Annotated in this window: 22 protein-coding genes; 14 read left to right on the top strand and 8 right to left on the bottom strand. The window is 48.8% G+C overall.

Going from position 1 to position 23,030, the window contains the following annotated elements; genetic code table 11:
• Positions 1-110: 110 nt before the first annotated feature.
• Complete coding sequence (locus LACSTY_RS00390; RefSeq protein WP_087911274.1) at positions 111-1,301, bottom strand: NAD(P)/FAD-dependent oxidoreductase; 1,191 nt, start codon at positions 1,299-1,301, stop codon at positions 111-113.
• Positions 1,302-1,635: 334 nt separating this feature from the next.
• Here LACSTY_RS00390 and LACSTY_RS00385 point away from each other — a divergent pair, with 334 nt between their 5' ends.
• The gene (locus LACSTY_RS00385) at positions 1,636-2,469 is read left to right on the top strand and encodes a CPBP family intramembrane glutamic endopeptidase (RefSeq protein ID WP_087911273.1); all 834 of its coding nucleotides are present in this window, start codon (positions 1,636-1,638) and stop codon (positions 2,467-2,469) included.
• Between the two features lie 107 nt (positions 2,470-2,576).
• On the opposite strand, the gene LACSTY_RS00380 is transcribed toward LACSTY_RS00385, so the two are convergent.
• The 7 genes from LACSTY_RS00380 to LACSTY_RS00350 form a co-directional block, all read right to left on the bottom strand.
• Positions 2,577-3,233 carry a Crp/Fnr family transcriptional regulator gene (locus tag LACSTY_RS00380; RefSeq protein ID WP_087911272.1) on the bottom strand — a complete coding sequence of 219 codons (657 nt, stop codon included), beginning with the start codon at positions 3,231-3,233 and terminating at the stop codon, positions 2,577-2,579.
• Positions 3,234-3,420: 187 nt separating this feature from the next.
• Positions 3,421-4,002 carry a ferritin family protein gene (locus LACSTY_RS00375; RefSeq protein WP_087911271.1) on the bottom strand — a complete coding sequence of 194 codons (582 nt, stop codon included), beginning with the start codon at positions 4,000-4,002 and terminating at the stop codon, positions 3,421-3,423.
• 11 nt (positions 4,003-4,013) lie between these two features.
• Positions 4,014-4,241, bottom strand: coding sequence for a heavy-metal-associated domain-containing protein (locus LACSTY_RS00370; protein WP_049172431.1), 228 nt, complete (start codon positions 4,239-4,241; stop codon positions 4,014-4,016).
• A gap of 19 nt (positions 4,242-4,260) precedes the next feature.
• Positions 4,261-6,117: a heavy metal translocating P-type ATPase gene (locus LACSTY_RS00365; protein WP_087911270.1), complete on the bottom strand. Its 1,857-nt coding sequence runs from the start codon at positions 6,115-6,117 to the stop codon at positions 4,261-4,263.
• Positions 6,118-6,331: 214 nt separating this feature from the next.
• The gene (locus LACSTY_RS00360; protein WP_087911269.1) at positions 6,332-6,856 is read right to left on the bottom strand and encodes a PadR family transcriptional regulator; all 525 of its coding nucleotides are present in this window, start codon (positions 6,854-6,856) and stop codon (positions 6,332-6,334) included.
• A gap of 143 nt (positions 6,857-6,999) precedes the next feature.
• Positions 7,000-8,700, bottom strand: coding sequence for an MFS transporter (locus tag LACSTY_RS00355; protein WP_087911268.1), 1,701 nt, complete (start codon positions 8,698-8,700; stop codon positions 7,000-7,002).
• Positions 8,701-9,225: 525 nt separating this feature from the next.
• On the bottom strand, positions 9,226-10,233 hold the full coding sequence (locus LACSTY_RS00350) for a dipeptide epimerase (protein ID WP_225362704.1): 1,008 nt from the start codon (positions 10,231-10,233) through the stop codon (positions 9,226-9,228).
• 347 nt (positions 10,234-10,580) lie between these two features.
• On the opposite strand from LACSTY_RS00350, the gene LACSTY_RS00345 reads away from it, so the two are divergent.
• The 13 genes from LACSTY_RS00345 to LACSTY_RS00285 all read left to right on the top strand — a co-directional run bounded on the left by LACSTY_RS00345 (position 10,581) and on the right by LACSTY_RS00285 (position 22,879).
• Positions 10,581-11,828, top strand: a complete 1,248-nt coding sequence (locus LACSTY_RS00345; protein WP_087911266.1) for a betaine/proline/choline family ABC transporter ATP-binding protein — start codon at positions 10,581-10,583, stop codon at positions 11,826-11,828.
• 2 nt (positions 11,829-11,830) lie between these two features.
• Positions 11,831-12,460: an ABC transporter permease gene (locus LACSTY_RS00340; protein WP_049172409.1), complete on the top strand. Its 630-nt coding sequence runs from the start codon at positions 11,831-11,833 to the stop codon at positions 12,458-12,460.
• A gap of 11 nt (positions 12,461-12,471) precedes the next feature.
• Positions 12,472-13,401, top strand: a complete 930-nt coding sequence (locus tag LACSTY_RS00335; RefSeq protein WP_049172407.1) for an osmoprotectant ABC transporter substrate-binding protein — start codon at positions 12,472-12,474, stop codon at positions 13,399-13,401.
• Entirely contained in the window at positions 13,401-14,063 is a 663-nt protein-coding gene (locus LACSTY_RS00330) for an ABC transporter permease (protein ID WP_003615771.1), read from the top strand. The genes LACSTY_RS00335 and LACSTY_RS00330 overlap by 1 nt, the downstream gene beginning before the upstream one ends.
• Positions 14,064-14,628: 565 nt before the next feature.
• Positions 14,629-15,381: a gamma-glutamyl-gamma-aminobutyrate hydrolase family protein gene (locus LACSTY_RS00325; protein WP_053091149.1), complete on the top strand. Its 753-nt coding sequence runs from the start codon at positions 14,629-14,631 to the stop codon at positions 15,379-15,381.
• On the top strand, positions 15,378-16,760 hold the full coding sequence (locus LACSTY_RS00320; RefSeq protein ID WP_087911265.1) for an APC family permease: 1,383 nt from the start codon (positions 15,378-15,380) through the stop codon (positions 16,758-16,760). The genes LACSTY_RS00325 and LACSTY_RS00320 overlap by 4 nt, the downstream gene beginning before the upstream one ends.
• Positions 16,753-17,136 carry a RidA family protein gene (locus LACSTY_RS00315; protein WP_010490145.1) on the top strand — a complete coding sequence of 128 codons (384 nt, stop codon included), beginning with the start codon at positions 16,753-16,755 and terminating at the stop codon, positions 17,134-17,136. Before LACSTY_RS00320 ends, LACSTY_RS00315 begins: the two co-directional genes overlap by 8 nt.
• Positions 17,137-17,139: 3 nt before the next feature.
• Positions 17,140-18,285 carry a trans-sulfuration enzyme family protein gene (locus tag LACSTY_RS00310; RefSeq protein WP_087911264.1) on the top strand — a complete coding sequence of 382 codons (1,146 nt, stop codon included), beginning with the start codon at positions 17,140-17,142 and terminating at the stop codon, positions 18,283-18,285.
• Complete coding sequence (locus tag LACSTY_RS00305; RefSeq protein ID WP_306387719.1) at positions 18,270-19,034, top strand: helix-turn-helix transcriptional regulator; 765 nt, start codon at positions 18,270-18,272, stop codon at positions 19,032-19,034. Before LACSTY_RS00310 ends, LACSTY_RS00305 begins: the two co-directional genes overlap by 16 nt.
• A 520-nt stretch (positions 19,035-19,554) precedes the next feature.
• On the top strand, positions 19,555-20,397 hold the full coding sequence (locus LACSTY_RS00300; RefSeq protein WP_049169051.1) for a DUF3100 domain-containing protein: 843 nt from the start codon (positions 19,555-19,557) through the stop codon (positions 20,395-20,397).
• The gene (locus LACSTY_RS00295; RefSeq protein WP_070650938.1) at positions 20,397-20,843 is read left to right on the top strand and encodes a hypothetical protein; all 447 of its coding nucleotides are present in this window, start codon (positions 20,397-20,399) and stop codon (positions 20,841-20,843) included. Before LACSTY_RS00300 ends, LACSTY_RS00295 begins: the two co-directional genes overlap by 1 nt.
• Entirely contained in the window at positions 20,844-22,175 is a 1,332-nt protein-coding gene (locus LACSTY_RS00290; RefSeq protein WP_087911263.1) for an amidohydrolase family protein, read from the top strand. It abuts the gene before it with no gap.
• On the top strand, positions 22,139-22,879 hold the full coding sequence (locus LACSTY_RS00285) for a sulfite exporter TauE/SafE family protein (RefSeq protein ID WP_087911262.1): 741 nt from the start codon (positions 22,139-22,141) through the stop codon (positions 22,877-22,879). The genes LACSTY_RS00290 and LACSTY_RS00285 overlap by 37 nt, the downstream gene beginning before the upstream one ends.
• The last annotated feature ends 151 nt before the right edge of the window (positions 22,880-23,030 follow it).

The following is a 23,030-nucleotide window of genomic DNA, read 5'->3' as shown; positions in this document are numbered from 1 at the left end:
TATCGAACTGCTATCCGAGTGTACGCCATCATATTTCTAAGTATCAAAAGAGGCAGCGTCTTTCGCTGCCTCTTTTACGATCATAACGCTTGTCACTTTTGCCTAAATCATTAAAGCGGCCAGCGCCCTTGTTTCAACATCGTTGCCAAGTTGGCGTCTTCAAGTAAGGACTTGTCCGTGATGACGCGCTTGAGCATTTTAGCAATGAAGCCAGTGTACTTGTGACCCTTGCCAATTTGGGCGATACCATCTTGGCTGCCAAGTGATGCCACAGTGCCCTTAGGCTTGTAAACAAAGTCCGTTAACGGCTGACCGTTTAACGCTGCGGCAACATTCTTACCGGCTTGATCGCCTTCCTGTGTGGAGATTTGTGCAGTGGTTGGATAAGGCCGGCCGGAATCGCCTGCCATTACCGCCGAGACATCCCCGATAATGAAGACTTCAGGATGATCGTCCAAGTTCAGGTGATTGGAAACCACCACGCGGTTACGGCGCTGCTTGAAGCCGGAATCCGCAATCACATCGCTGCCGGAAACACCGACCGTCCAGATAATTGTGTTCCCTTCGACTTTCTTTTCCTGGTCGCCATCAGCATAAACCACGGCATTCGGCTCGATCTTCGTAATCTTGGAGCCAGTCATCATCGTTACCCCATGACTCTTGAGGTAATCCATTGCATAATTGGCTAATTTTTCATCGAACATCGGCAAAATTCGTGTTGCCATTTCCATGGAGATGATTTTAATTGGCGGCGTATTGTACTTTTTAGCCAGCGCTGGCATACTGTGCGTCAATTCGCCCAGTAATTCAACGCCGGTGAACCCTGCGCCGGCAACAATAACCGTCAAGTCTTTAGGATCTTGTGACTGCTTGTAATTGGCGACGTGCTGCTCAATCGTCTTGGTGATCGTTTCCGCGGAGGTTACATTGTCCAGCGGCAAGGCGTTTTCCGCGGCACCCGGCAACCCAAAGTCCTCAGACCGGAAGCCAAGCGCGATGATGAGATAATCGTAGCGTAACGGCGCATGGTTAGCCAAAATCACCATCTTGGTCGACACATCAACCTTGCTGACTTTCGCCTGAAGAAACTGAACATCCTTTGGAAGAACCTGTTGAATATTAAACGTGATTTTCGATGCAGGCACAGTACCTGCCGCCACTTCATGAAGCTGCGTGCGCTCTTCGTGTTCGGCGTTTTGGTCAACCACTGTGATCGTCGTTCCCTTTGGTGCGAGCTTACTCAACGTTTTAACGGCCCGAATGCCCGCATATCCGGCACCTAAAATGACAACATCTGCCATTGATTCACCACATCCTCATCTACAAAATTATTTCAACGTACGGTCAATTGGCCACAACCTTATTGTAACAATCTTATTACCATTCACAAACTTTGGGCTCATATATTTACGAAAAGTGGGTGAGAAATTTGAATGTATCGCGCCTTGCTTCCAAGTCATTTCATGCGCGATAGTTGAAAACAGTTAGGAGGAGAGAAACATTTGCCCATTTGCCCTATAAGAAAACTAAGGCTATCCTAAAAGAAGCTTATTTTGCCGATTTTGGCAACTTTAAGCCAAACTTTATTCGGAGGCGAGCACGATTAATCAGCTCAAAAAACTACCTAAGTCACTCATGACGATTGCCCTTGTTTTTGTCATTGCCTTTGCTTGGTCACTCTTATCTGACATTATTCCTTTTCTAATGGGCTTATTCGGCACCTTAAAGGACGAGGCCAATATTCCGCAATCCTTTGACCTGCTTTTCTTATTCGGTGAGGCCATCGGTATTATTGGCATGGTCATTTATTACCGCGGTGATCACAACATCTTACCGTTTGCAAAAGACCACGTTGCCAGAAACTATTCACTGGGCTTACTTTTTGGATTCATGATGTTCAGTCTCATTTGGGGCATCATCACCTTATTTGGCGGGTATCAAGTCCTTGTTATCTTCCAAGGATCAAACCTGCTTTGGCTGGTTCTTTTCTTTTTTGGTTACGCAATCCAGTCCATGTTTGAAGAACTGCTTTGTCGCGGCTACGTCATGGGTTATTGGCTTAAGCAAAATAAGGTCATAATGGCTGTTTTACTCAACGCGATTCTTTTTACGCTTCTACATATGGCCAATCCCGGCTTCAACCTTCCTGCGGCCATTGGCTTGTTCTTATTTGCCATAGCAATGTCACAGTTTCGGTTGTTGACTGGCAGTATCTGGCTTTGCGGCGCTTTTCACGCCATCTGGAACTTCGCGGAAGGCCCTATCTTCGGCGTCGCTGTGTCGGGCACGTCCAGTGAAAGCTTCATCCTGAAGTCACTGCCTACGACAACATTCCAGCCACTGACTGGTGGCACTTTTGGCCTCGAAGCCAGCTCAGTTTCGAATATCGTTCATTTGTTGCTGGTTATCTTGCTAGCCACCATTATTTGGAAAAAACGGCGCACGCGCCCGATAATCTCTGCTCGTTAATTCGATTTGGAAAAGCTCAACAGCTTCTAACTCAAAACTTAGACCGCAAAAAAGCCAGCGAATCTCTCACTGGCTTTTTATATGAATTCACGCTCAACTTGACGCATTTACCAAACAAAATCTTCCATGTCCTCAGCATTCAAAATCGTCACCTGTTTACCCGTACGCCGAATCAACTTTTCATTTGCCAACCGTTTCAAAGTACGGGAAACCGTTTCTGGCGTCGTTCCTAGGTAATCGGCTAATTGCGTCCACGCCATTGGCACGGTTACGGTGTCTTTTCCAGCCGCGGTGCGCAGGTCGAGCAGGTAATGGGTGAGGCGCACATTGATGGAATCATTGCCGAGATAGCCCGCCTGCTTTTCTAACGCCTGCATTTTGCGGGTGTTTTCTGTGAGCAGCTGTAAACTAATCTGTGGTTGTTTCATGAGGAGTTGTTGAAAATCCGCCGCGCTAATGGTGCAGACTGTGGCGGTCGTTAGCGCCTCGGTGTAAACGTTTGGACTAGCGATGTTGAGTAAGCCAGCCTCGCCTTCATAATCACCGGGGCCATCAACGCGCAACAATTGCTCTTTGCCGTTGGTCGCCAACTGGTAGGTTTTGAGCTTGCCCTGAGCGACCACCAATAAACGGGCGTCTGTATCCGGACTGATCAAAACCGTTCCTTTTTCAACCTGCCGCTCATGGGTTAAGGCGTCAATGGCTGCACGCGCCTTGTCATCGAGTTTTTTAAACAACGGCACAACTGCCGTACAACTATGCAATGTGTTGTCACCTCCTGCGCCGGTGAACGCGTTAATAAGCTGAGCGTGAACCAGCCCGGTTAGAAACCGGAGTGTAAGTGGCCTTGGGCGTGATGGCGCGGGCTTAGGCCATTGCGACCGAGGTCCTTACACGCAGGTTTCTGGGCTGGTGAACGCGTTAACGCAAGCACCGTTTCTAAATCACCGATTAATCATCTTCATCCTCGTCAAGCAGCTCCCGGCCGGCTGTCACTGCCCGACCAAGGCGCATCTGCAGGCGAAGGATACTCTGTTCATGCCAGCGCTGCAATTGTAACATATCCGCCGCCAATACGAGTTTGTTCTCCTTATTGGCAAGTGGAATCGCGCGACTGACGAATAGCTGACAAGTATCAAGATCATTCACAACCGCATCCAGCTTCATGTCGTTGGTCCAAAAACGCAACGCCGGATCTTCCTTCAACATGGTATATTCATCGAACTCTGCTGTTGTGGTCGGAAAATCTTCGTCCTGTGCTGCTAGGTCAGCGGCCAGGACCGCAAAATGCTGCCGGGCTTGCCCTAGCAATTCGGTTAACAGCTGTCTATCAGACTCGCTTCTCGAGCCATTCAGCGTCAAGCGAAATTGTTCCAGCTTCCGTGCCAGAACCTGTAAATTTGCTAAAACATGCCCGCTCATCGCTCCGGCTGTCGGGACATGGTGATCATGATCGGCTTGCTTTGCCGCTGCTGCTTGACGAGCCTTGACTTGCTCGGCACTAACTGTCTGCATCCCTGTTGTGACACTCATCATCCAACCTCCTACGCTTCCTGACTACGCACATTGACAACGGTGTACCCTAAATCCGTGATCGTCTTCTTCAGGGTATCGGCGTTCGTAACCGCCGGATCAATCTGCGCCTTAACTTTACTACTATTAAAAAGTGCCTTAACACTCTTAACGCCAGCTTGTTGGCCAACCGCCCCTTCAATCTTCTGTAAGCAACTCGGGCAGGTCAAGCCGTCTAATTGATAAACTAATTTTGTCATTTTAAAAATCCTTTCTTGTTTATTTACCTTCATTATTCACAGTTTGCGGCTGATGCGCCTTGATCGCCGTCAAGTTTTGCCATTTTCTTGGCGTGTGCCGCAACCTCAAAGCATTCGCAATGACGAGGAGAATCGAGATCTCGTGAAACAGCATGCCACTCGCCATGTCGACTAAGCCGACCAGCAAACCACTCAGTAGCAGCGCCACTGTTCCGATCGCAATCACCAAATTTTGTTTGATGTTGTGATTCATCCGCTTGGCTAAATCGAAAAGAACGCCAAGATTAGTGAGCCGACTGCTGGTCAAAATGACATCCGCGGTATCGATCGCCACATCCATCCCGGAACCCATCGCGACGCCCACGTCCGCCTGTGCCAACGCCGGACCATCATTGATCCCGTCACCGACAAACATCACTTTTTCACCATGGGCCTGTGCGGCTTTGATGGCGCTGACTTTATCGGCCGGAAGTAACCCGCCGTGTGTCTGACTCAGCGGTAAATCCGTCATCATGTGTTCAACGGCTGCCTGCGAGTCGCCTGACAGAACGATCGTCTTTTTGCCACTTGCGGTTAAGTCCGCCAGCATCGTTGCGGTATCCGAACGCAGTTGATCCCGCAAGCCATACGCGGCAACCAGCTTGTCATCAATCGTTGCCAAAACCAGTGAAGCGCCGCCGCTCACAATCGCCTGGATTGCGGCCTGTTGTTCCGGTGTTTGCGGCTGTTTCAAAATCTTTTGATTGCCGACACTGACAGTATGCCCAGCTACTTGTGCTTGCACACCAACGCCGCGAGTCACCCTGACGTCTTCAACTGTCTGAGTTGTCTGCGGCTGAAGATAGGCCACTAAGGCTTGTCCCAACGGATGCGCGGTTGCTGCTTCAACCGCCGCAACCATCTCCGCCACATTCGCCGTATCAGCCGCCCAGTACTGCGCGGTTGCGACGCTGATTTTTCCTTGGGTCAACGTGCCGGTTTTATCAAACATTACCGTATCGATCTGATCCAACTTGGTCGCAACATCGCCGCCTTTGATCAAAATGCCATGCTTGGCGCCAAAACCTAGTCCGACAACATTGCTGACGGGTGCCCCGATCACCAACGCGCCGGGGCAGCCAAGCACAAGAATCGTGATGGCCAGCCGCACATTCTGGCTCACCAAACCGACTATCAGTGCGATCACCAATACCAGCGGCGTGTACCAGCGCGCAAACTTCTGGATGAAGGTTGCGACCGGCGACTGAGCATCCTGGGCATCTTCAATCAAATCGATAATCTGTTGATAAACCGTATTGTAGCCGGTTTTCTCGACTTCAATATCAACGGTTCCATCGCTAATCTGCGTGCCGGAATACACGGTCGCGCCGGCCTGTTTTCTTTTCGCATCCGGTTCACCGGTAATCGCCGCCTCAACAATGTTCGCATGCCCACCGATTACTTTTCCGTCTGCCGGCACGGTCTCACCTGCCAACACGCGCACCTGATCGCCAACCGCTAACTGATCCACCGAAACGGTTGAGCCATCCACCCGGCGTGCTGTTTTAGGTGCCGCCGCCGCCAAACCCTGAATCGCCGATCGCGTCTTCGCCAAACTGCGCTGCTCCAGCCAGTCACCAAAAAGAAACAGAAAACTGACCACGGCACTTTCAACCGGCTCGCCAATCAGCACCGCGCCCACCAATGCAATCGTCACCAGCAGCTCAATGCTAATTTGCTTATACCGCAACGCTTCCCAGGCATTCACCGCAATCGGCAGCCCAGCCACCAAACTCGCCAGCACCAACAACCACGCCTGACTGAAAACCAGCCCCAGCGCCGTCAGCACCCCGCCGCTAATCATCGCTTCTTGTTTATGTGTCTGAATAAAATGCATCGTCTTTTTCCCTCCTGAACGTGAACCTTAGTGTCGAGTTCAGTGTACCGAGGCATTCAAAAAGCCGCCTTGACCGTGATCAATTTTCGGGGAAAGGCGGCGGGATTTTTTATGCGATTGAAAAAAGCCGGTACCAGCTTCCTAATCATTTAGGAAAGGCTGACACCGCCTCAAGTTAAATACTAAGTAACTGATCTCATGCTGCTTCCGACGTTTAATTCTGATTTTTCAACTGCTCTAACGCTTTATCGAGCACTTCGATTTCACTTTTATAATAAGCTATCCCGTACATAAAGGTGATTTCTTGGAAAGAGTTCATGCCATTATCCGTCCAGCGCTCATAGTTATCCGTCAGTTCCGAGAGATTCGTCTTTTTTCGCGTGATTTCTTGCTCAACAAATGAAATGACTTTATCTCGATCAAGATCCTGCCCAAAGTACATACGCATTAAAAAGTCTGATTTGAAGGTTTCCTCAACCGTTTTTGAGTTGAGGTAGGTCATAAACTCTTTCTTCCCTAGCTCTGTAATACTGTAAATATTTTTATTCGGCTTAAGATCTTGAACCACATGCTTTTTTTGAATCAATTCGTCCTTTTCCAGTTTTCTAAGGATGGGATAAATCATGCCAAAAGTGCCATCGAAGAAGAACTTCAGCTGTGTTTCAAATACTTCCTTTATCTCGTACCCAGACATATCGCGTTGATTCAATAAGCCTAAAACAACGTCTTTTCCTTGCAACCTGTTTTGCTCCTTTATGTTGATATTGTTTATGTAATTATTGACAATAGTAACATAATGAAGTTTCAATTTAAAAGTTACCAATGCTATTTGTCAAGACAACCACACGGCAACATCCAAAAATGCTCATTAACGACTGATCGTCAGTGGCACACATTTCTAACCTTTTCCCGTTTAAAAGCAGGGAAAATAAACGATGCTAGGATTGCAAAAAATACAAACGGGAGCGTGTTTCTGTACAGAAGCTTAAATGCATTAGTGAAGTAGCTTTCCGATTTTGTTTGAATATCACCGATGGCTGCATTGATATTGTGATTTTGTTTTATGAGCGCTAAATCCACCTTTTTCTTGACCTGTCTCATTATTTGAACTTTTTCGGAATTTGATGGGCTGATTATTCGAGAAACCGCGGCGACGTAGTTTGTATGAATCATCGCTCTTCGTTCTATTTTTGAAAAGTGATCGACTGGAAATCTCTGATGTGTTTTACCTGTGCTAATGGCATCTTTAGTCGTTTTAAGCATTGTGCTTTTCTGCTTTTGCGGAATTGTTAAGCGTTGAATTCGGCCACTGGCAAATTGCACAGAGCTAACTTTCGCCGAAGCCAGCCCAGCGTATAAATTGGTTACAAAGATGGCCACAGCCAGCACCACCCCCACTTGTCTTAGAACTCCGGCAACACTTTGCGAAGAATTCAGCTTTTCGCCAGTGAAATCTGCGGCTGCCAAAACTGTAATAGGTCCGGCAATGATCCCATAGCCCGTTCCTAGGATCGTGCAGGCAACAAAGATCTCTAAGGAGTTATATAAATTGACAGTAAAGAACATGGCATATCCGACTGCCATTAATACAAACCCCAAAAGGACGACGATTCTCGCACCCACTTTGTCAATGATTAGCGCAGCAACAGGGGAGAATATGAATATCATAACTGTTATCGGAGTAATAATCAGTGCCGCAGTCAGCTCAGTTTTTTGCTGAATATTTGTAAAGTAAGTCGGCAAGATCACTGTCACACCAACTAAAAACAAATTGCTTAAGACAATCGCTACCGACGCACCGACAAATTGCCGATTTTTAAACAGATCTAGCGGAACCATTGGATTCTTGGAAAAGTGTTCAGTGAAAACAAATGCGATACATCCCGCTAAAAATGAAATTGCCAAACAAATAACCGAAAAAGATGTCCAGCCCCATTCACGGCCTTTTACCAATAAAAGTGTAAGGGAGAAGAGCGTGATCATGCTCAATATGCATCCCTGTAAATCAATCGGCTTTGCATTTCTTTCCTGATTCATTGACAGATTAAAAGTCACTAGCAGCAACACAAGGATCATTAAGGGAATGTTGATTAAGAATATCCATCTCCATGATAGAAACTGTGTCACGATTCCGCCGATAACTGGGCCCAGAGCTGCCGCTAGTCCTTGAGTGACACCCAAAGCAGCAATCACCTTTGGCCTATTTGACGTGTCAACTGTCGAAATGCCGATTGTCATTGACAATGGAAATACCGTAGCGGCGCCGACACTTTGAATGGCTCTGCCAACATCAAGTAAAACAATATTGGTTGCGAACGCCGATACAAGTGAACCCAGGGCAAATGTTACCAGTCCTATTAAGTAGAACCGGTTAATACCAACTCTTTCAGCCAGCTTGCTTAACGGTATGGTCAGTGTGGCAAACAAAATTGTATAAATGTTCAATGCCCAGGAAAGATCCGACAAGTTGACATTTAGTCCTATTTGAATAGCCGGCAGAGCGATATTCATTATTGTCGTATCTAGCATGCACAGGAAAATTCCAATGCAAGTTGCAATGACGACTGATACGGTTTTTTTCATAAGCGTCTCCTAACATAGTTACTATTAACATTGTTAATAGTAACTATGTTAAATCGTCGTGTCAATGTTTTGTGGTGCACGAAAAAGCCGCCTCACCATCATTAAGTTTTTGGCAAAGCGGTCAGCATCTGTTTTGGTTTTCAAATCATCTATTGATCTATCAGCACCTGAAAATAACCTAGTTCATTTACGCAACGATTTTCTCATTCTCAACAAGGAAACAATGTTGAAGGTCATAACGACGAAAAAAATAAGCACGAAGATTTTGAATAGGACTGGGCTGTCATGCGTTGATAAAGCTGCCACCAAAATTATGAGCATGATAGCCACTCTGATTCTAGAAGTTTTTTTCAAGTGTTCAAACATCTCGCATTCTTTTAGTTGAGTTATCGTGATTAAATCAAACTTGGTAATTGTTGTCTTACGCATATGTACTGTCATCAGGTAATGGGGTTAAGGTATTCAGAACTCGTTTCAACATCTATCCCCAAGCCCATTGCCTGAGGAATATAAGTTAACCCATTGTCAGTGTGAATCCCCCCCGCTAAATGGTGTGTTGTCAACATAATCAAGCCCATCAAGATCGATAAAATGAACATTCGAAAGACCGGCGCTCAAGCAAGCAGCCATGCTTAAGGCAATGTTCACTTCGGATGTGCAGCCAAAAAGACATCCGATTCCTTTTTCCTTTGCAAAATTAGCGATGCGTATTGCTTCAATAGGGCCACCGCACTTAATAAGCTTAATGTTAATGATGTCGGCACATCTCTCGTCAATGACCTTTTTGGCATCGTTCAACCCAAACACGGACTCATCAGCAACAATTGGGATACGGCTGAAGCGGGTGATTTCTTTCATACCCTCTAGGTCGTCGACTTTAACTGGCTGTTCAATAAAGTCAACTTTAATGCCAGAGTCTTGTAGTTTACCAATATTACTAATTGCTTCTTGGCGCGACCAGGCCTGATTGGGATCAATTCGAATCGATACGTCATCGCTTAATAAATCGGCAACGCTCAAGATCCGATTTAACTCGTCAGTTCCACTTTTGACTTTGTACTTGATACATTTATAACCAGCTTGAATCGTGGCAGACGTTGCGTTTCTTGTGCTAATTTCATCCATAATACTGATCGTTGTATCGTTATGAAGTGATCGCGTCGCCGCATCAATATTCAAATAACTGTTGACAGATTCGCCGTTAGATCGCGCAATGGCATCGACAAGCGCCATTTCAATGCCATACTTAGCCGAGTGGTAGTGCTCTGCATCGACAATCGAGGTCAAGGCAGAATCCGCATCCATTCCTTTGATCGTTGAAATGGCATTTTCCGAATAATCGATCATATCCGTTAAAGACTCGCCCGTCAGCTTATAATTTTCTGCAGATTCGCCATAACCATTCGATCCATCTTCAAGAACGACTTGATAGATAAGACTACGTAAGCTGGTAGAGGCCCGAATATTAGTAATAAACGGCTTTGATAGTGGCATGACCAACTTGAACAGCTTAACGCTTTGTATTTTCACCATAACAACGTCTCCCACTTCTATGTTTTGAACCGAACATGGTAAAACTTTATACGGTCATCCTTTGCTTATCTTAAGCTCCATTTACATATATCAAATCTTTAATATAACTATAAAATATTTCTTTTATCATAGACTTCTATTTCCTAATAAACAACCAGGATTTTAGTCCTTTTATCAACTCTCTCTTCAAAAACCTCATCTCACGATCATCACCTAGTACACCTAGTTAACCTGCATCCCTCCCACCCAACCCGCGCAAAATTCACTCCCCACAACCGGTCTTCGATTAAAATACAATTAACTTCATGTGTTATTATGGAATCATCAAATAAAGGAGGGCGCGTCAGATGCCAGAAGAACAACCAATGGTCCAATTCAAGGACGTTGAAAAAGTTTATCGAGGCGGGAATGTCGCGGTCGAACATATCAACCTTGAGATTCATAAGGGTGAATTTGTTTGTCTTATCGGGACGTCGGGTTCCGGAAAGACAACTACGATGCGCATGATTAACCGCATGCTGGAACCCAGCGGCGGCCAAATCCTGTTTAACGGCAAGGACATTCACAAAATCGATGCCGTCAAATTGCGGCGTCAAATCGGCTATGTTATCCAAAACATTGGCCTCATGCCGCATATGACCATTTATGAAAACATCACCATTGTCCCGAAGTTATTGAAGTGGCCGGAAGAAAAGCGACGCGAGAAAGCTAAGGAGCTGGTGGACCTTGTTGAATTACCGGAAGATTATCTGGATCGCTATCCATCCGAGCTTTCCGGTGGCCAGCAACAGCGAATCGGCGTTATCCGGGCGCTTGCTGCGAATCAGGATCTGATTTTAATGGATGAACCTTATGGCGCTTTGGATCCGATTACCCGTGAGGCTTTGCAGGAACTGATTAAGAATCTGCAGGAGAAGCTTGGTAAGACCGTGGTTTTTGTCACGCATGATATGGATGAAGCGCTCAAGCTCGCAACCAAAATTGTGGTGATGGACCACGGGCATATCATTCAAAATGCGACGCCAACCGAACTGTTGACGCATCCAGCGAACAAATTCGTTGAGAACCTGGTCGGCCAGGATCGATTGGTTCAAGCGAGGGCTGATGTGACCACCGTTGAGCAGATCATGCTGAAAAATCCTGCCGCCATCACGCCAGGCAAGTCACTGGCCGAAGCGATTTCCCTGATGCGTAAACGTCGGGTTGATACACTGTTGGTGACGGATGATGAAAACCATCTGAAAGGTTTCATTGATTTGGAATCGCTGGAAACCCGGTATCAAAGTGCTACTAGCGTTGGCGATATTACCAAGTCGAGTATTTTCTATGTGAATAAGAATGCTCTGCTGCGCGATACCGCTGATCGCATTTTAAAGCGCGGTTTCAAGTATGTGCCGGTGGTTGATAACGATCAGAAATTGGTCGGTATTGTCACCCGTGCTTCATTAGTTGATGTCGTTTACGACACCATCTGGGGCGAAAATGAAGACGATCAAGCCAGCGATAGCGCCAAAGAGTCGGCAACGCCTACCGATCAGGAACCGGCAACCGATTCGGCAGCGGCAGATGACCGAGACGCACCTAAGGAGGTGTGACCATGTTTGCTTTTTTAAACGCACATGGCAGTGAACTGATCACCAAAACCTGGGAACAGCTTTACATCTCGGCAATTGCGTTAGGTCTTGGGGTGATCGCCGCCGTTCCGCTGGGTATTTTACTGACACGTTTTCCTAAGACCGCTAAAGTCGTGATCGGTATTGCCAGCATGCTGCAGACGGTGCCATCATTGGCGTTGTTGGCCTTGATGATTCCTTTATTCGGGATCGGGAAAGTGCCAGCTATCGTTGCACTGTTCATTTACTCGTTGTTACCGATTCTGCGGAATACGTATATCGGTATGGAAGATGTCGATCCGGTGTTAATAGACGCGGCTAAAGGTATGGGCATGACGGCGATGCAATCGATTCGGCAAGTCGAAGTGCCTTTGGCGATGCCGGTGATCATGGCGGGCATTCGCTTGTCAGCTATTTATGTCATTGCCTGGGCAACCTTGGCTTCGTACATCGGGGCTGGTGGCCTTGGGGATCTGATCTTCAACGGTTTGAATCTCTTCCAGCCGGATCTGATTATCGGCGGCACGATTCCTGTTACCATTTTGGCACTGGTCGTTGACTGGTTGCTTGGGCGGTTGGAATACCACCTGACACCTGTCAGTGAACGCGCTTAGGAGGTGGCAAGATGAAACAGTTCAAAAAATTATTCCTGTCACTTTTGCTGATTCCGGTTCTCTTGTTGAGCGGCTGCGGCTTTCCTGGCTTAGGCGGCTCCGGTAATGACGGGACGGTGCGGATCGCCTCGCAAACCAGTACCGAGTCGCAGATCATGGCCAATATCATTGCCGAACTGATCAATCACGAGCTAGGTTACAAAACCACGTTGGTCAATAACCTCGGCTCCGGAACCGTGGTGCATCAAGCCATGGTCCGCAACGATGCCGATATTAGTGCTACGCGTTACACCGGCACCGAGATTACCGGCACATTAGGCATGAACCCGGTCAAGAACTCAGCTAAGGCCACCGCCATCGTCAAGCGCGAGTTCAAAAAGCGCTACGATCAGACTTGGTATCCATCTTATGGCTTTTCCGACACCTATGCCTTTATGGTGACACAAAAAGAAGCCAAAGAAGACAATCTCAACACCGTTTCCGATTTGAAGAAAGTCGCACCGCAATATAATGCCGGCGTTGACTCCAGCTGGATGAACCGGAAAGGCGATGGCTATAGCGATTTTACTAAAGCATATGGCTTTGACTTTAAGCGGGTTTATCCGATGCAGATTGGTCTGGTTTACGATGCCGTTGAAGCAAACCGAATGCAGACAGTTCTTGGCTATTCCACTGATGGACGGATTCGCAGTTATAATCTGAAAGTACTGAAGGACGACAAAAACTTCTTCCCGCCTTATCAGTGCTCATTGGTCGTTAATAATAGCCTTTTGAAGAAATACCCTAAACTAAAACCGTTACTGCATCGCTTAGACGGCAAGATCAACCTGAAAACCATGCAGGAACTCAACTATCAAGTCGACGACCAGTTACTTGAACCAAATGTGGTCGCGCAAAAGTTTCTTGCCAAACACAACTATTTCAAAGGAAGTGACGACTAATGGCTAACATGGATACTTGGCAGCAATTCTGGTATTACCTTGCCAACAATGGTTCCTACGTGCTGAGTCAGTTCGCCCGCCATTTTCTGATTTCGATCTATGGGGTGCTCATCGCAGCGGTGATCGGCATTCCGGTTGGGCTGGCAATTGCGCGCCATCGCACCTTGAGTAACACAGTCATCGGCATCGCCAACGTCATTCAGACCATCCCCAGCCTAGCGATGCTTTCGATCATCATGCTGGGACTCGGACTTGGCGTAAACACCGTCATTGTCACGGTCTTCTTATACTCGCTGCTGCCAATCATCAAGAACACTTACACCGGCATGCAAAATGTCGATAAGAACCTGATGGACGCAGCTAAAGGCATGGGCATGACCCGCTGGCAGTCACTGTATATGGTCGAAATCCCCTTAAGCATGTCGGTCATCATGGCCGGGATTCGTAACGCTTTGGTCGTCGCCATCGGGATCACCGCAATCGGCGCCTTCGTCGGAGCTGGCGGCCTGGGCGACATCATCATCCGCGGCACCAACGCCACCAACGGCGGAGCCATCATCCTCGCCGGCGCGTTGCCGACAGCGCTAATGGCCATCATCTCCGACCTCGTCCTCGGCTTCTTGGAACGCCGACTTGAGCCGAAGGGAAAGGCTGCTTCATAAAAGTAGGTCTGACACTATTGCTCTTCATTTAGCAAAACTCAATACAATTCATGGTGGCTGGGTTATAACTCAATGTCACCATAGATAGACGGACACAATTCGACGTTTCGATTGTGCCCGTCTTTTGTTTCGTCATGAATAATTTGTCAAAAGTTGTGCGATCTTAGTGCCAAGGCGAAGCAATCGGAGGCGGGAACGGGCTCAGTGGTGAGATTGTACTAGCCGGGCGATTTTCCCGGCGTAGTACAAGGCCGAGCTTAGAGACTCTGCCAGGTTTGCAGAGGCTCTAAGTCGTGCCCACCACGTTCCAGCCCAGTTCCCGCCGGAGATTGCGGAGTTTGGCACGGCACGGGACTCATTGCCAAAATTCACAATGTTCAGAACAACACTAATGTTATTTATAAAAATCCCGCGTCCACACTCGTTTTCAACACAAAATCAACGTTATTATAAGATTGCTTAATTAAAGCGATTCCACTTGCTGATATAAAATACCTTTAGTTATTTTTATAAAATATTGTACTTATTAGAAGTTATGTTATACTCAAAATCGGAGGTGAATAATATGAAGAAACCACTTATCGGCATTTCAGCAGGCGTCCTTGTCGACCAAGGAGGCATGTTCCCCGGCTACAAACGTGATTATGTGAACGAGGACTACATCACCGCAGTTTCCGAAAATGGCGGGATTCCCGTCATTTTACCGTTACTCGATGATCCTGCTGACATTGACCGACAAGTCGCGGCCTTGGATGGGCTGATCTTATCCGGCGGCCATGATGTTGACCCGAGCAGCTACAATCATGATCCCCTGGACAAGTTAGGTGACACGTCACTAAGACGGGATGCGTTTGATTTAAATCTGATTCGGTCGGCGAAACAACGCCAGCTACCGATTTTAGGGATTTGTCGCGGCACCCAGATTCTGAATGTCTATCACGGCGGCACACTTTATCAGGATCTCAGTTATCGCGATGCGCCGACGATCAGGCACTGGCAGGCAACGAATTCGGCACAGGTCACGCATGCCGTGCGCATCGACCAACACAGTCGCCTATTTACGATTTTAAAGCAGGCAACGGTGCGGGTGAACTCGTTTCATCATCAGATCATGGCCACCATCGGCGAAGGTTTTCATGTCGTCGCGACCGCTTCGGACAATGTGCCGGAAGCGATCGAAGCAGATGGCGATCACATCATGATGGGCGTGCAGTGGCATCCGGAAATGCTCACGCACAGCCAACCGCTCATGAACGCCCTATTCAGCCACTTCATTCAACAAACGCAAGCTACCGCGGCAAGTAGCACGAGCCTATGAAAAAGAAAATCGGTTTCTGGTCAATCGTTTTATTGGCCATCAATTCCATTATCGGCTCCGGTATTTTTCTTTCACCAGGCGCCGTGGTGCAGTCTTCTGGCTCCAAAGCGTTAATTCTCTATGGCATCGCGGCTTTCTTTGCGGCGATCCTGGCAGTGACCTTTGCCGCAGCAGCTAAGTATGTCGCACACAGCGGCGCGGCTTATATTTATGCCAAGGCAGCGTTTGGCGAACACGTCGGCTTCTACGTCGGCATTACGCGCTACATCGCCACCTGCATTGCCTGGGGCGTCATGGCCACCGCGGTTGTCAAAACCGTCTTGCGCATTTTCGGTTTTGACCAAAACGACTTGATGCTGGTCACAATTAGCTTGATTTTGCTAATGCTGTCACTGCTAGTGATTAACTGTTTCGGGCCAAAATTCTTCGAGCTTGTCAACAATCTGTCAACGATCGGTAAGTTAGCCGCCTTGCTGGTTTTCATCATTTTCGGCATCGGCGTTATTGCCACCACCGGCGTGAATCATTTTGCCCAGATTGACCGGTTGACCAGCGCGGGCAGCAGCGCAACCCTGAGCACCCTGGTCATGGGCGTCATCGCCGCGTTTTATGCTTTCACTGGTTTTGAAAGCGTTGCCAGTGGGGCGGATGATATGGACAAGCCGGAAAAGAACCTGCCGATTGCCATTCCCCTTGCCATTTCGGTGATCGCGGTTGTCTATATCGGTGTCGTTTGGATTGCCATGATGGTGAATCCGCAGGCGATGATGGCCACCAAAGAAGTCGTGGCCTTAGTGGCGGTTTTCAATAACCCGCTGATTCAAAATATCGTGTTATATGGGGCACTGATTTCGATGTTAGGCATCAACGTTGCGGCTTCTTTTCACAGCCCGCGGGTGTTGGAAGCCATTGCCAAACAAGGGCAACTGCCAAGCTGGCTAGCCGGGCGGACCGCGAAAAACTTCCCGCTGCCGGCGTTTCTCTTGACGATTGCTTTGGCGGTGTTGCTACCGATGGCTTTCCGTTATGACATGACGAGCATCATCATTCTCAGCTCCATCTCCCGCTTCGTTCAGTTTCTGATTATTCCGCTGTGCGTCATGAAATTCTTCCGTGGCCGCGGTGATCGCCGACTTATCAATCCGGCTCGCCCAAATGTGCTCACTGACATGGTTTGCCCAGCGGTGTCACTGATCCTGACCGTTTTATTACTCATCAAATTCGATTGGATCGGTCAATTTACCATCCTCGATGCCAACAACCAGCATGCCCCGAATTATTTTGCGATTGTCGCCATGATCCTCGGTTATGTCGTGATTCCGTTTGGGATGATGCTCTTCAACTATCAAACTAAGAAAAAGAGGTATGAATATGATTAAGCGTTTGACCAGCACCCACATCCCCGCTCCCCTTGGCAGTTACGCCGCCGCGACCCAGATCGGTTCGGTCCTTTTCACCTCTGGCCAACTGCCGCTCAGTCCGGAATCCAAGGCCGTTCCGGAAGGAATCATTGCCCAAACCAAACAAGTGATGACCAATTTGAATCACGTACTGGTTGATAACGGAACGTCTTTTGATCACGTGGCCAAAACCACCGTGTACATCAACGATCTCAAATTACTGGCGAGTTTTGATCAGGTTTATCGGACTTACTTCCATGACGGCTACCCAGCGCGCACCGCGGTTTTGGTTAGCGAATTACCGGCGCAGGCATTACTGGAAGTCGACATGGTGGCAGAAGTCCCGGAGGATTAAAAAGTGGGTATCAATACGGATCTTTTACATGGCTACCCGGTCATCGACAGCCATACCGGTGCGTCTTCGATTCCTAAGTACCAAGCATCCACGTTCAACAGCCCGGCATTGGGAACCAACCGCGACTACATGTACACGCGGTTTGGCAACCCGACCATTGACGCCTTGCAGGAAGGCTTAGCCAAAATGACCGGGGCACAATTCAGCTTTGTCTTCAGCTCGGGTATGGCTGCTATTGCCAACACCATCATGTTGCTCAATGCCGGCGATCAGATTATTTTCCCGGTCGAAGTTTACGGCGGCACCGGTGCGTTTGCGACCAAAATCCTGCCTAAGTATGGCATTGATGTCGTGTTTACAGCCTACGATCAACTTGCTAATATTGAGCAGGCACTGACGCCCAAAACCAAAATGATCTACGTGGAAACGCCGTCGAACCCGCTGCTGAAAGTCACTGACATTCAGCCCATCGTGACGCTGGCCAAGGCACATGGTATCCTGACAGTGGCCGATAACACGTTCATGACGCCGCTTTACCAGAAGCCACTGGCACTGGGCTGCGATATCGTCATCGAAAGTCTGACCAAGTTCATCAATGGTCACAGTGACGTGGTCGCCGGCGCCGTTTTGACAAACGATCAGGCCATTGCCGAAGAACTGTCACTGTTCCAAAAAGAGTTCGGCAGCATCCTCGGCGTTGAAGACGCATGGCTGGTTTTGCGCGGCATGAAAACCATGGGCTTGCGCATGCAGCAATCAACGCAAAATGCCCAAAGTATCGCAGCATTTTTACAAAAGCATCCCAAAATCAAGCAAGTTTACTTTCCGGGCCTGCCGGAGCATCCCGGGCATGCCGTCCACATGCGGCAAGCAGAAAACGGCGGCGCGGTGTTGTCATTTGAAATTGCCGGTGCCGACAAAGCGCGGTTGAACACGTTTATCGAGGCGCTGCAATTGCCGATTTTTGCTGTCAGTCTGGGCGGGGTGGAATCCATTTTGTCCCACCCGGCCACCATGTCACACGCCTGTTTAACCGCCGAAGAACGCGCTGCTCAAGGCGTGACCGACAGCTTGCTGCGCCTATCTTGCGGCATTGAAGATACTGAAGACCTAATCGCTGACCTGACCCAGGCATTAGCCAAAATCTAACTCCGACGAATCCTGGGACTGCTGCGGTTATCAAGAAAGGAAGGATTTCGATCACCCCCGATTCTTACCGTCCATTTTTAAAATTTCTTGCGCATGTGCTCGGTCCCACGACAGAAATCGTGATGCACGCCATTAATCCCGCGACCGATGGCTATGATTCTTCGATTGTTTTCTTGGCAAATAGCATCTCCGGACGCACCATGGATTCACCGGCGACCGACTTCATCGCAAAAGTCTTACACGATAAACTGTATCAGCATCAGGATTACGTCGTGCACTATCAAAGCACGTTGATGAATGGCAAAAAAGTCAACTCCGCCAGTTTTTTCATCAAGAACCAAGCCGGTGAGCTGATCGGTATGATCTGCATCAACACCGACGTCAGCCGCTTCCAACAACTGGCGACGCTCGAAAAATTAAGCGAAGAACTCCTTCAGGCCTTCCAACCGGAACTAGCCCCTGCCGCGGACCTGCTTGAATCGACTCCCCCAACGGAAAACCTGTTCATTCAACCAGAAGGCGCCATTCGGCAAGTCGTCATCGAACAAACGGGTACCCCCAACCCGCCAATCGCCGACCTGACCCGCAAGGAAAAAATCGCCATCGTGCGCCGCCTTTACGAGCAGCACTTCTTCGAACTCAAAGACGCCGTCGCCAAAACCGCGGCATACCTCAACATGTCCACCGTCAGCATCTATAAGTATTTGCAGATCATCAAACAGGCTGATAAAAGCACGTCGTATGAGTGATGAGTTTGGATTAGTTAGTGACTGAGTGATGATCAAAAAAGAATGCGCGACCGAATTTTCACCAGTAGAAAATTCGGTCGCGTTTTTCTGTATCGGAAATTAGTTGGGTAAGCTTAAGTTAAAAATGTAAGTGCCAAGGCGGAGCAATCGTAGGCCAGATGGGGCTCAGTGGTGAGATTGTACTAGCCGGGCGATCTTCCCGGCGTAGTACAAGGCCGAGCTTTGAGACTCTGCGGTTTTTGCAGAGGCTCAAAGTCGTGCCCACCCCTCTAGCTTCGCGGTCGCCAGCCTTCATCTGGCCGGAGATTGCGGAGTTTGGCACGGCAAAGAACATCTAAGGTAACTACACTTATCACAATTTACAAGTTCGTCGATAGTGTCATTTATTTTATTTTAACCGCAGATATATCAGTTCACAAAAGGTAAACACGAACATTAAACCGTATTTTAATCTAATCGTCCTTTATTTACCCAAATAATTGCGCTAAACTAGGTCTATTCATTTCACAAGGAGGACCCCATGACTTACCCTAGCTTACGCGCACGTATTAAAGTCGAATGGAAAAGTTATCTTGTCGCTGCTTTATTCACCGCGATCGCTGAATACATCGGAACCGTGAAACTCAAAGTCGGTCCAGGGATGATCATTTTATTTCCGGTTTTCTACGCCATTATTCTCGGCATGTTAAGTGGCCCGCAAGTGATGCACTGGTTTGACAACAAACACGTCAAAGCCGCATCGAAACTGGTCATCGTTGGGATCTGCCCGTTTGTTGTGAATCTCGGCATTACGGCTGGTGCGAATATGGATATGATTCTGCACGCCGGCCCTGCCTTGTTAGTACATGGTTTCGGCAATCTGCTCGGTATTTTCTTCGGCCTCCCTTTGGCCATGCTGCTCGGGTTGCGGCGCGAGTCGATCGGCGCTACGAGTTCGCTTAATCGCGAGTATCACCTCGCCTTGATCAATTCGGCTTATGGTTCGGATTCTGACGAAGCCAGCGGCAGTATGGCGATTTATATCGTCGGTGGCATTCTCGGCACGATTTATTTTGGCATCATGGCCACGGTGCTCGGCATGACCGGCTGGTTTGATCCCAAGGCGCTGGGCATGTCCACCGGCGTCGGTGCCGGCATTTTCATGGCCTCGGCCAGCGCCAGTCTCGCCCAGCTGTTCCCCCACGATGCCAACACCATCACCGCCATGGCGTCAGCCGCCAATACCATCGCCGGCATCACCGGCATTTACATCACCATGTTCCTGGCAATTCCGCTGACAGATAAGCTTTACACGATTTTGGATAAAATGTTTGCTGGCCGCCGTGCCAAAACGCCTGCTGCAGTGAAAGGACGGATTAAGTAATGCGATTACGTGAATGGTTGTTTCTCCTCAGTGTCTGCGGTGTCGGTACCTTGCTAGCTAACTGGATCGGTTCCGGCGTCAGCATCGCCAAAAGTCTCCCCGGCGTGGTCATTCTCATCGCCATCACCCTCGTCGCCGTTGTCTTAGCCAAAATCATGCCGTTCAAGTTACCCATCATCGCTTATTGTTCGGTTTTAGGACTACTGGCAGCCGCGCCATTTTCACCGATTGCCGCGGTCGTCATCAGTTCGACTAAAGTCATCGCCTTCGCCGCACCGTTCACCGTAGTCGGCTCTTTTGCCGGGATTGCGATTTCCGATAAGCTGGGTACCTTCATTCATCAAGGCTGGAAGTACATCATCGTCGGAGTTGCCGTGATGACCGGAACGTTTGTCGGCTCGCTTTTGTGGGACACCCTCACATTGAAACTGACAGGGGTGATTTAATTGGCCAGCACACTGATTCAGGATACGTTGACCATGACCGCGCCCGGTGAGATCAAGCCGCATCAGGATATTTTCATCAACGACGATAAAATTACGCAGGTAGGCGACCATGGCAGTTTTCCAGCCGAAGCTGATGATGTCATTGACGGCACCCATCGTTTATTCATGCCCGGCTTGATCGACAGTCATTTACATACCGGCCAGCAATTACTCCGCGGCCGCGTGCTGGACACCAAAGGCATTATTTGGAAAAAGATCATGCTGCCGTTTGAAGCCAATACATCGGCCGAAACCATGACGCTTAACGCGCAGCTAGCGGCACTGGAAATGATCACCAGCGGCACGACCGGATTTGTGGACGCTGGCGGTTACCACATGGCCGCCGCCGGAACTGTTTATGCGCAAAGCGGATTACGCGGCGCCCTTGCCTATTCAACCATGGACGATCCGAGGCTGCCGGCTTCGATTAACATGGATGCCAAAACCGCCATTGCCCACACTGATGCACTTTATGACCAGTTTCACGGCCGCCATCATTTACAGGTTTATTATTCGCTGCGGGCGTTGAATAATTGTTCCGACGAACTCGTGGATCTGGCCGCCCAACGCGCCGCCGATCGCCATACTTTTCTCGAAGCTCATATGAACGAATACCCTCAAGAAGTGGCTGGCATTCTGACCCGTTGCGGTGAACGACCTTATGTTTACCTTGCCAAACGCGGTGCCTTGAGTGATCATTTTCTAGGTGCGCATAGCCTTTTTCTAGACGACGCCGAAAAAGCCTTGATCGAAAAGTATCACGTTAAGCTGAACCACAGCCCGTTCAGTAACTCTGGAAAAGGGGTGCCGCCAACGCCTGAACTGTTGAAGGCCGGCGTTTCCATTGGTCTGGGAACCGATGGCGCAGCCCATGGCGGCTTGAGTCTGTGGCAGGAAATGAAAATTTTCCGGGCGATCATGACGCTGCATTATGGTGTGCCGCAGCACATCGCCAATATCATGCCGGCAACCACCATCATGTCGCTGGTCTTAGATGGTGGCGCGGCTGCTTTAAATATGTCCGGGCAGCTTGGGCGCATCGCTCCGGGGTATCAAGCAGACATCATTGGTCTGGACATCGACAGTCCGCACTTATGGCCAACCGGTAATTGGAACAACACGTTATTAGAAAGTGTTAACGCCAATGATGTGGCTGATTCCATGGTGGCCGGCAAGTGGCTGATGCGAAAACGAAAAGTGTTAACATTAGATGTAGAAAGGATCAAAGCCGTGTGTGCACGGCGCTACCCAACATTATGGCAATCTTCATCATCACAATTGGCAACATCATAATCGGCGGCCTCGTCGGCATGACCGGCGTGGCTGGTTTTTTACTTCCAATCTTATACACGGCAGGACTCGGCTACAGCACTACGGAGGGTCTGGCGTTTAGTTTTCTTGCGTTCATTATCTCCGGCTGGCTCGGATCGCGCCATTATCAACGACAGGGATTGATGGATCGGCGCATCGCCTATCTGCTCAGCGGCGGCAGTTTTGTCGGCGCTATTCTTGGTGTCCGACTAAACCTGCTATTGCCGACCAGCTGGGTTCAGCTGTTACTCTACCTGGTCGTTTTGCTATCCGGCATCGCCATTCTGATTCAACAACGCTATCCGCCAAAACCCGGTGTCGATCACCTGAATCACCCGATTTTACTTGTCATTTTAGGCATCGTCACCGGCTTAATCTGCGCACTTTCCGGAGCAGGCGGCCCAGTGCTGGTCATGCCGCTGCTCGTACTGCTTGGCTGTGAACCACACGCGGCAGTCGGCATTGCCCTACTCAACTCAGTCTTCATCAGCTTACCCGCCGCGGTCGGCTACCTCAGTCAGATCCAGCTCATGAACACCCTGCCACTACTCGCCATCATCCTCGTCACCCACGGCCTCGGCGTCATCGTCGGCAGCCGCCTCGGCCCCAAAATCGATGGACGTTTATTGAAAAACGGCACTGCAATTTTTTCGATTATCCTTGGTTGCATTAAGCTTTGGCCTTGAATAGTGATGATAGAAAAAGAAAGCCGGTCACAAACCAAATGTCAGAAGCGAATGGACTCCATTTAAGGAATTCATTCGTTTTTTGTTTCTCAAGAATAAGCTATTAAGTTTTTTTAATCACCAGTGCCAAAGCGGAGCAATCGGAGGCCAG

The sequence above is a fragment of the Lacticaseibacillus styriensis genome (assembly GCF_030770295.1).
Taxonomy (GTDB): domain Bacteria; phylum Bacillota; class Bacilli; order Lactobacillales; family Lactobacillaceae; genus Lacticaseibacillus; species Lacticaseibacillus casei.
The sequence above is the reverse complement of the archived record's forward strand: the minus strand, read 5'-3'. Positions and strand labels throughout refer to the sequence as shown.

Excerpts from the sequence above, each read along its gene's own strand:
- LACSTY_RS00390 (WP_087911274.1), bottom strand. The coding sequence starts at position 1,301 with ATGGCAGATGTTGTCATTTTAGGTGCCGGATATGCGGGCATTCGGGCC.
- LACSTY_RS00385 (WP_087911273.1), top strand. The coding sequence starts at position 1,636 with ATGACGATTGCCCTTGTTTTTGTCATTGCCTTTGCTTGGTCACTCTTA.
- LACSTY_RS00375 (WP_087911271.1), bottom strand. The coding sequence starts at position 4,002 with ATGAGTGTCACAACAGGGATGCAGACAGTTAGTGCCGAGCAAGTCAAG.
- LACSTY_RS00370 (WP_049172431.1), bottom strand. The coding sequence starts at position 4,241 with ATGACAAAATTAGTTTATCAATTAGACGGCTTGACCTGCCCGAGTTGC.
- LACSTY_RS00365 (WP_087911270.1), bottom strand. The coding sequence starts at position 6,117 with ATGCATTTTATTCAGACACATAAACAAGAAGCGATGATTAGCGGCGGG.
- LACSTY_RS00355 (WP_087911268.1), bottom strand. The coding sequence starts at position 8,700 with ATGAAAAAAACCGTATCAGTCGTCATTGCAACTTGCATTGGAATTTTC.
- LACSTY_RS00350 (WP_225362704.1), bottom strand. The coding sequence starts at position 10,233 with ATGGTGAAAATACAAAGCGTTAAGCTGTTCAAGTTGGTCATGCCACTA.
- LACSTY_RS00345 (WP_087911266.1), top strand. The coding sequence starts at position 10,581 with ATGCCAGAAGAACAACCAATGGTCCAATTCAAGGACGTTGAAAAAGTT.
- LACSTY_RS00340 (WP_049172409.1), top strand. The coding sequence starts at position 11,831 with ATGTTTGCTTTTTTAAACGCACATGGCAGTGAACTGATCACCAAAACC.
- LACSTY_RS00335 (WP_049172407.1), top strand. The coding sequence starts at position 12,472 with ATGAAACAGTTCAAAAAATTATTCCTGTCACTTTTGCTGATTCCGGTT.
- LACSTY_RS00330 (WP_003615771.1), top strand. The coding sequence starts at position 13,401 with ATGGCTAACATGGATACTTGGCAGCAATTCTGGTATTACCTTGCCAAC.
- LACSTY_RS00325 (WP_053091149.1), top strand. The coding sequence starts at position 14,629 with ATGAAGAAACCACTTATCGGCATTTCAGCAGGCGTCCTTGTCGACCAA.
- LACSTY_RS00320 (WP_087911265.1), top strand. The coding sequence starts at position 15,378 with ATGAAAAAGAAAATCGGTTTCTGGTCAATCGTTTTATTGGCCATCAAT.
- LACSTY_RS00315 (WP_010490145.1), top strand. The coding sequence starts at position 16,753 with ATGATTAAGCGTTTGACCAGCACCCACATCCCCGCTCCCCTTGGCAGT.
- LACSTY_RS00300 (WP_049169051.1), top strand. The coding sequence starts at position 19,555 with ATGACTTACCCTAGCTTACGCGCACGTATTAAAGTCGAATGGAAAAGT.
- LACSTY_RS00295 (WP_070650938.1), top strand. The coding sequence starts at position 20,397 with ATGCGATTACGTGAATGGTTGTTTCTCCTCAGTGTCTGCGGTGTCGGT.
- LACSTY_RS00285 (WP_087911262.1), top strand. The coding sequence starts at position 22,139 with ATGGCAATCTTCATCATCACAATTGGCAACATCATAATCGGCGGCCTC.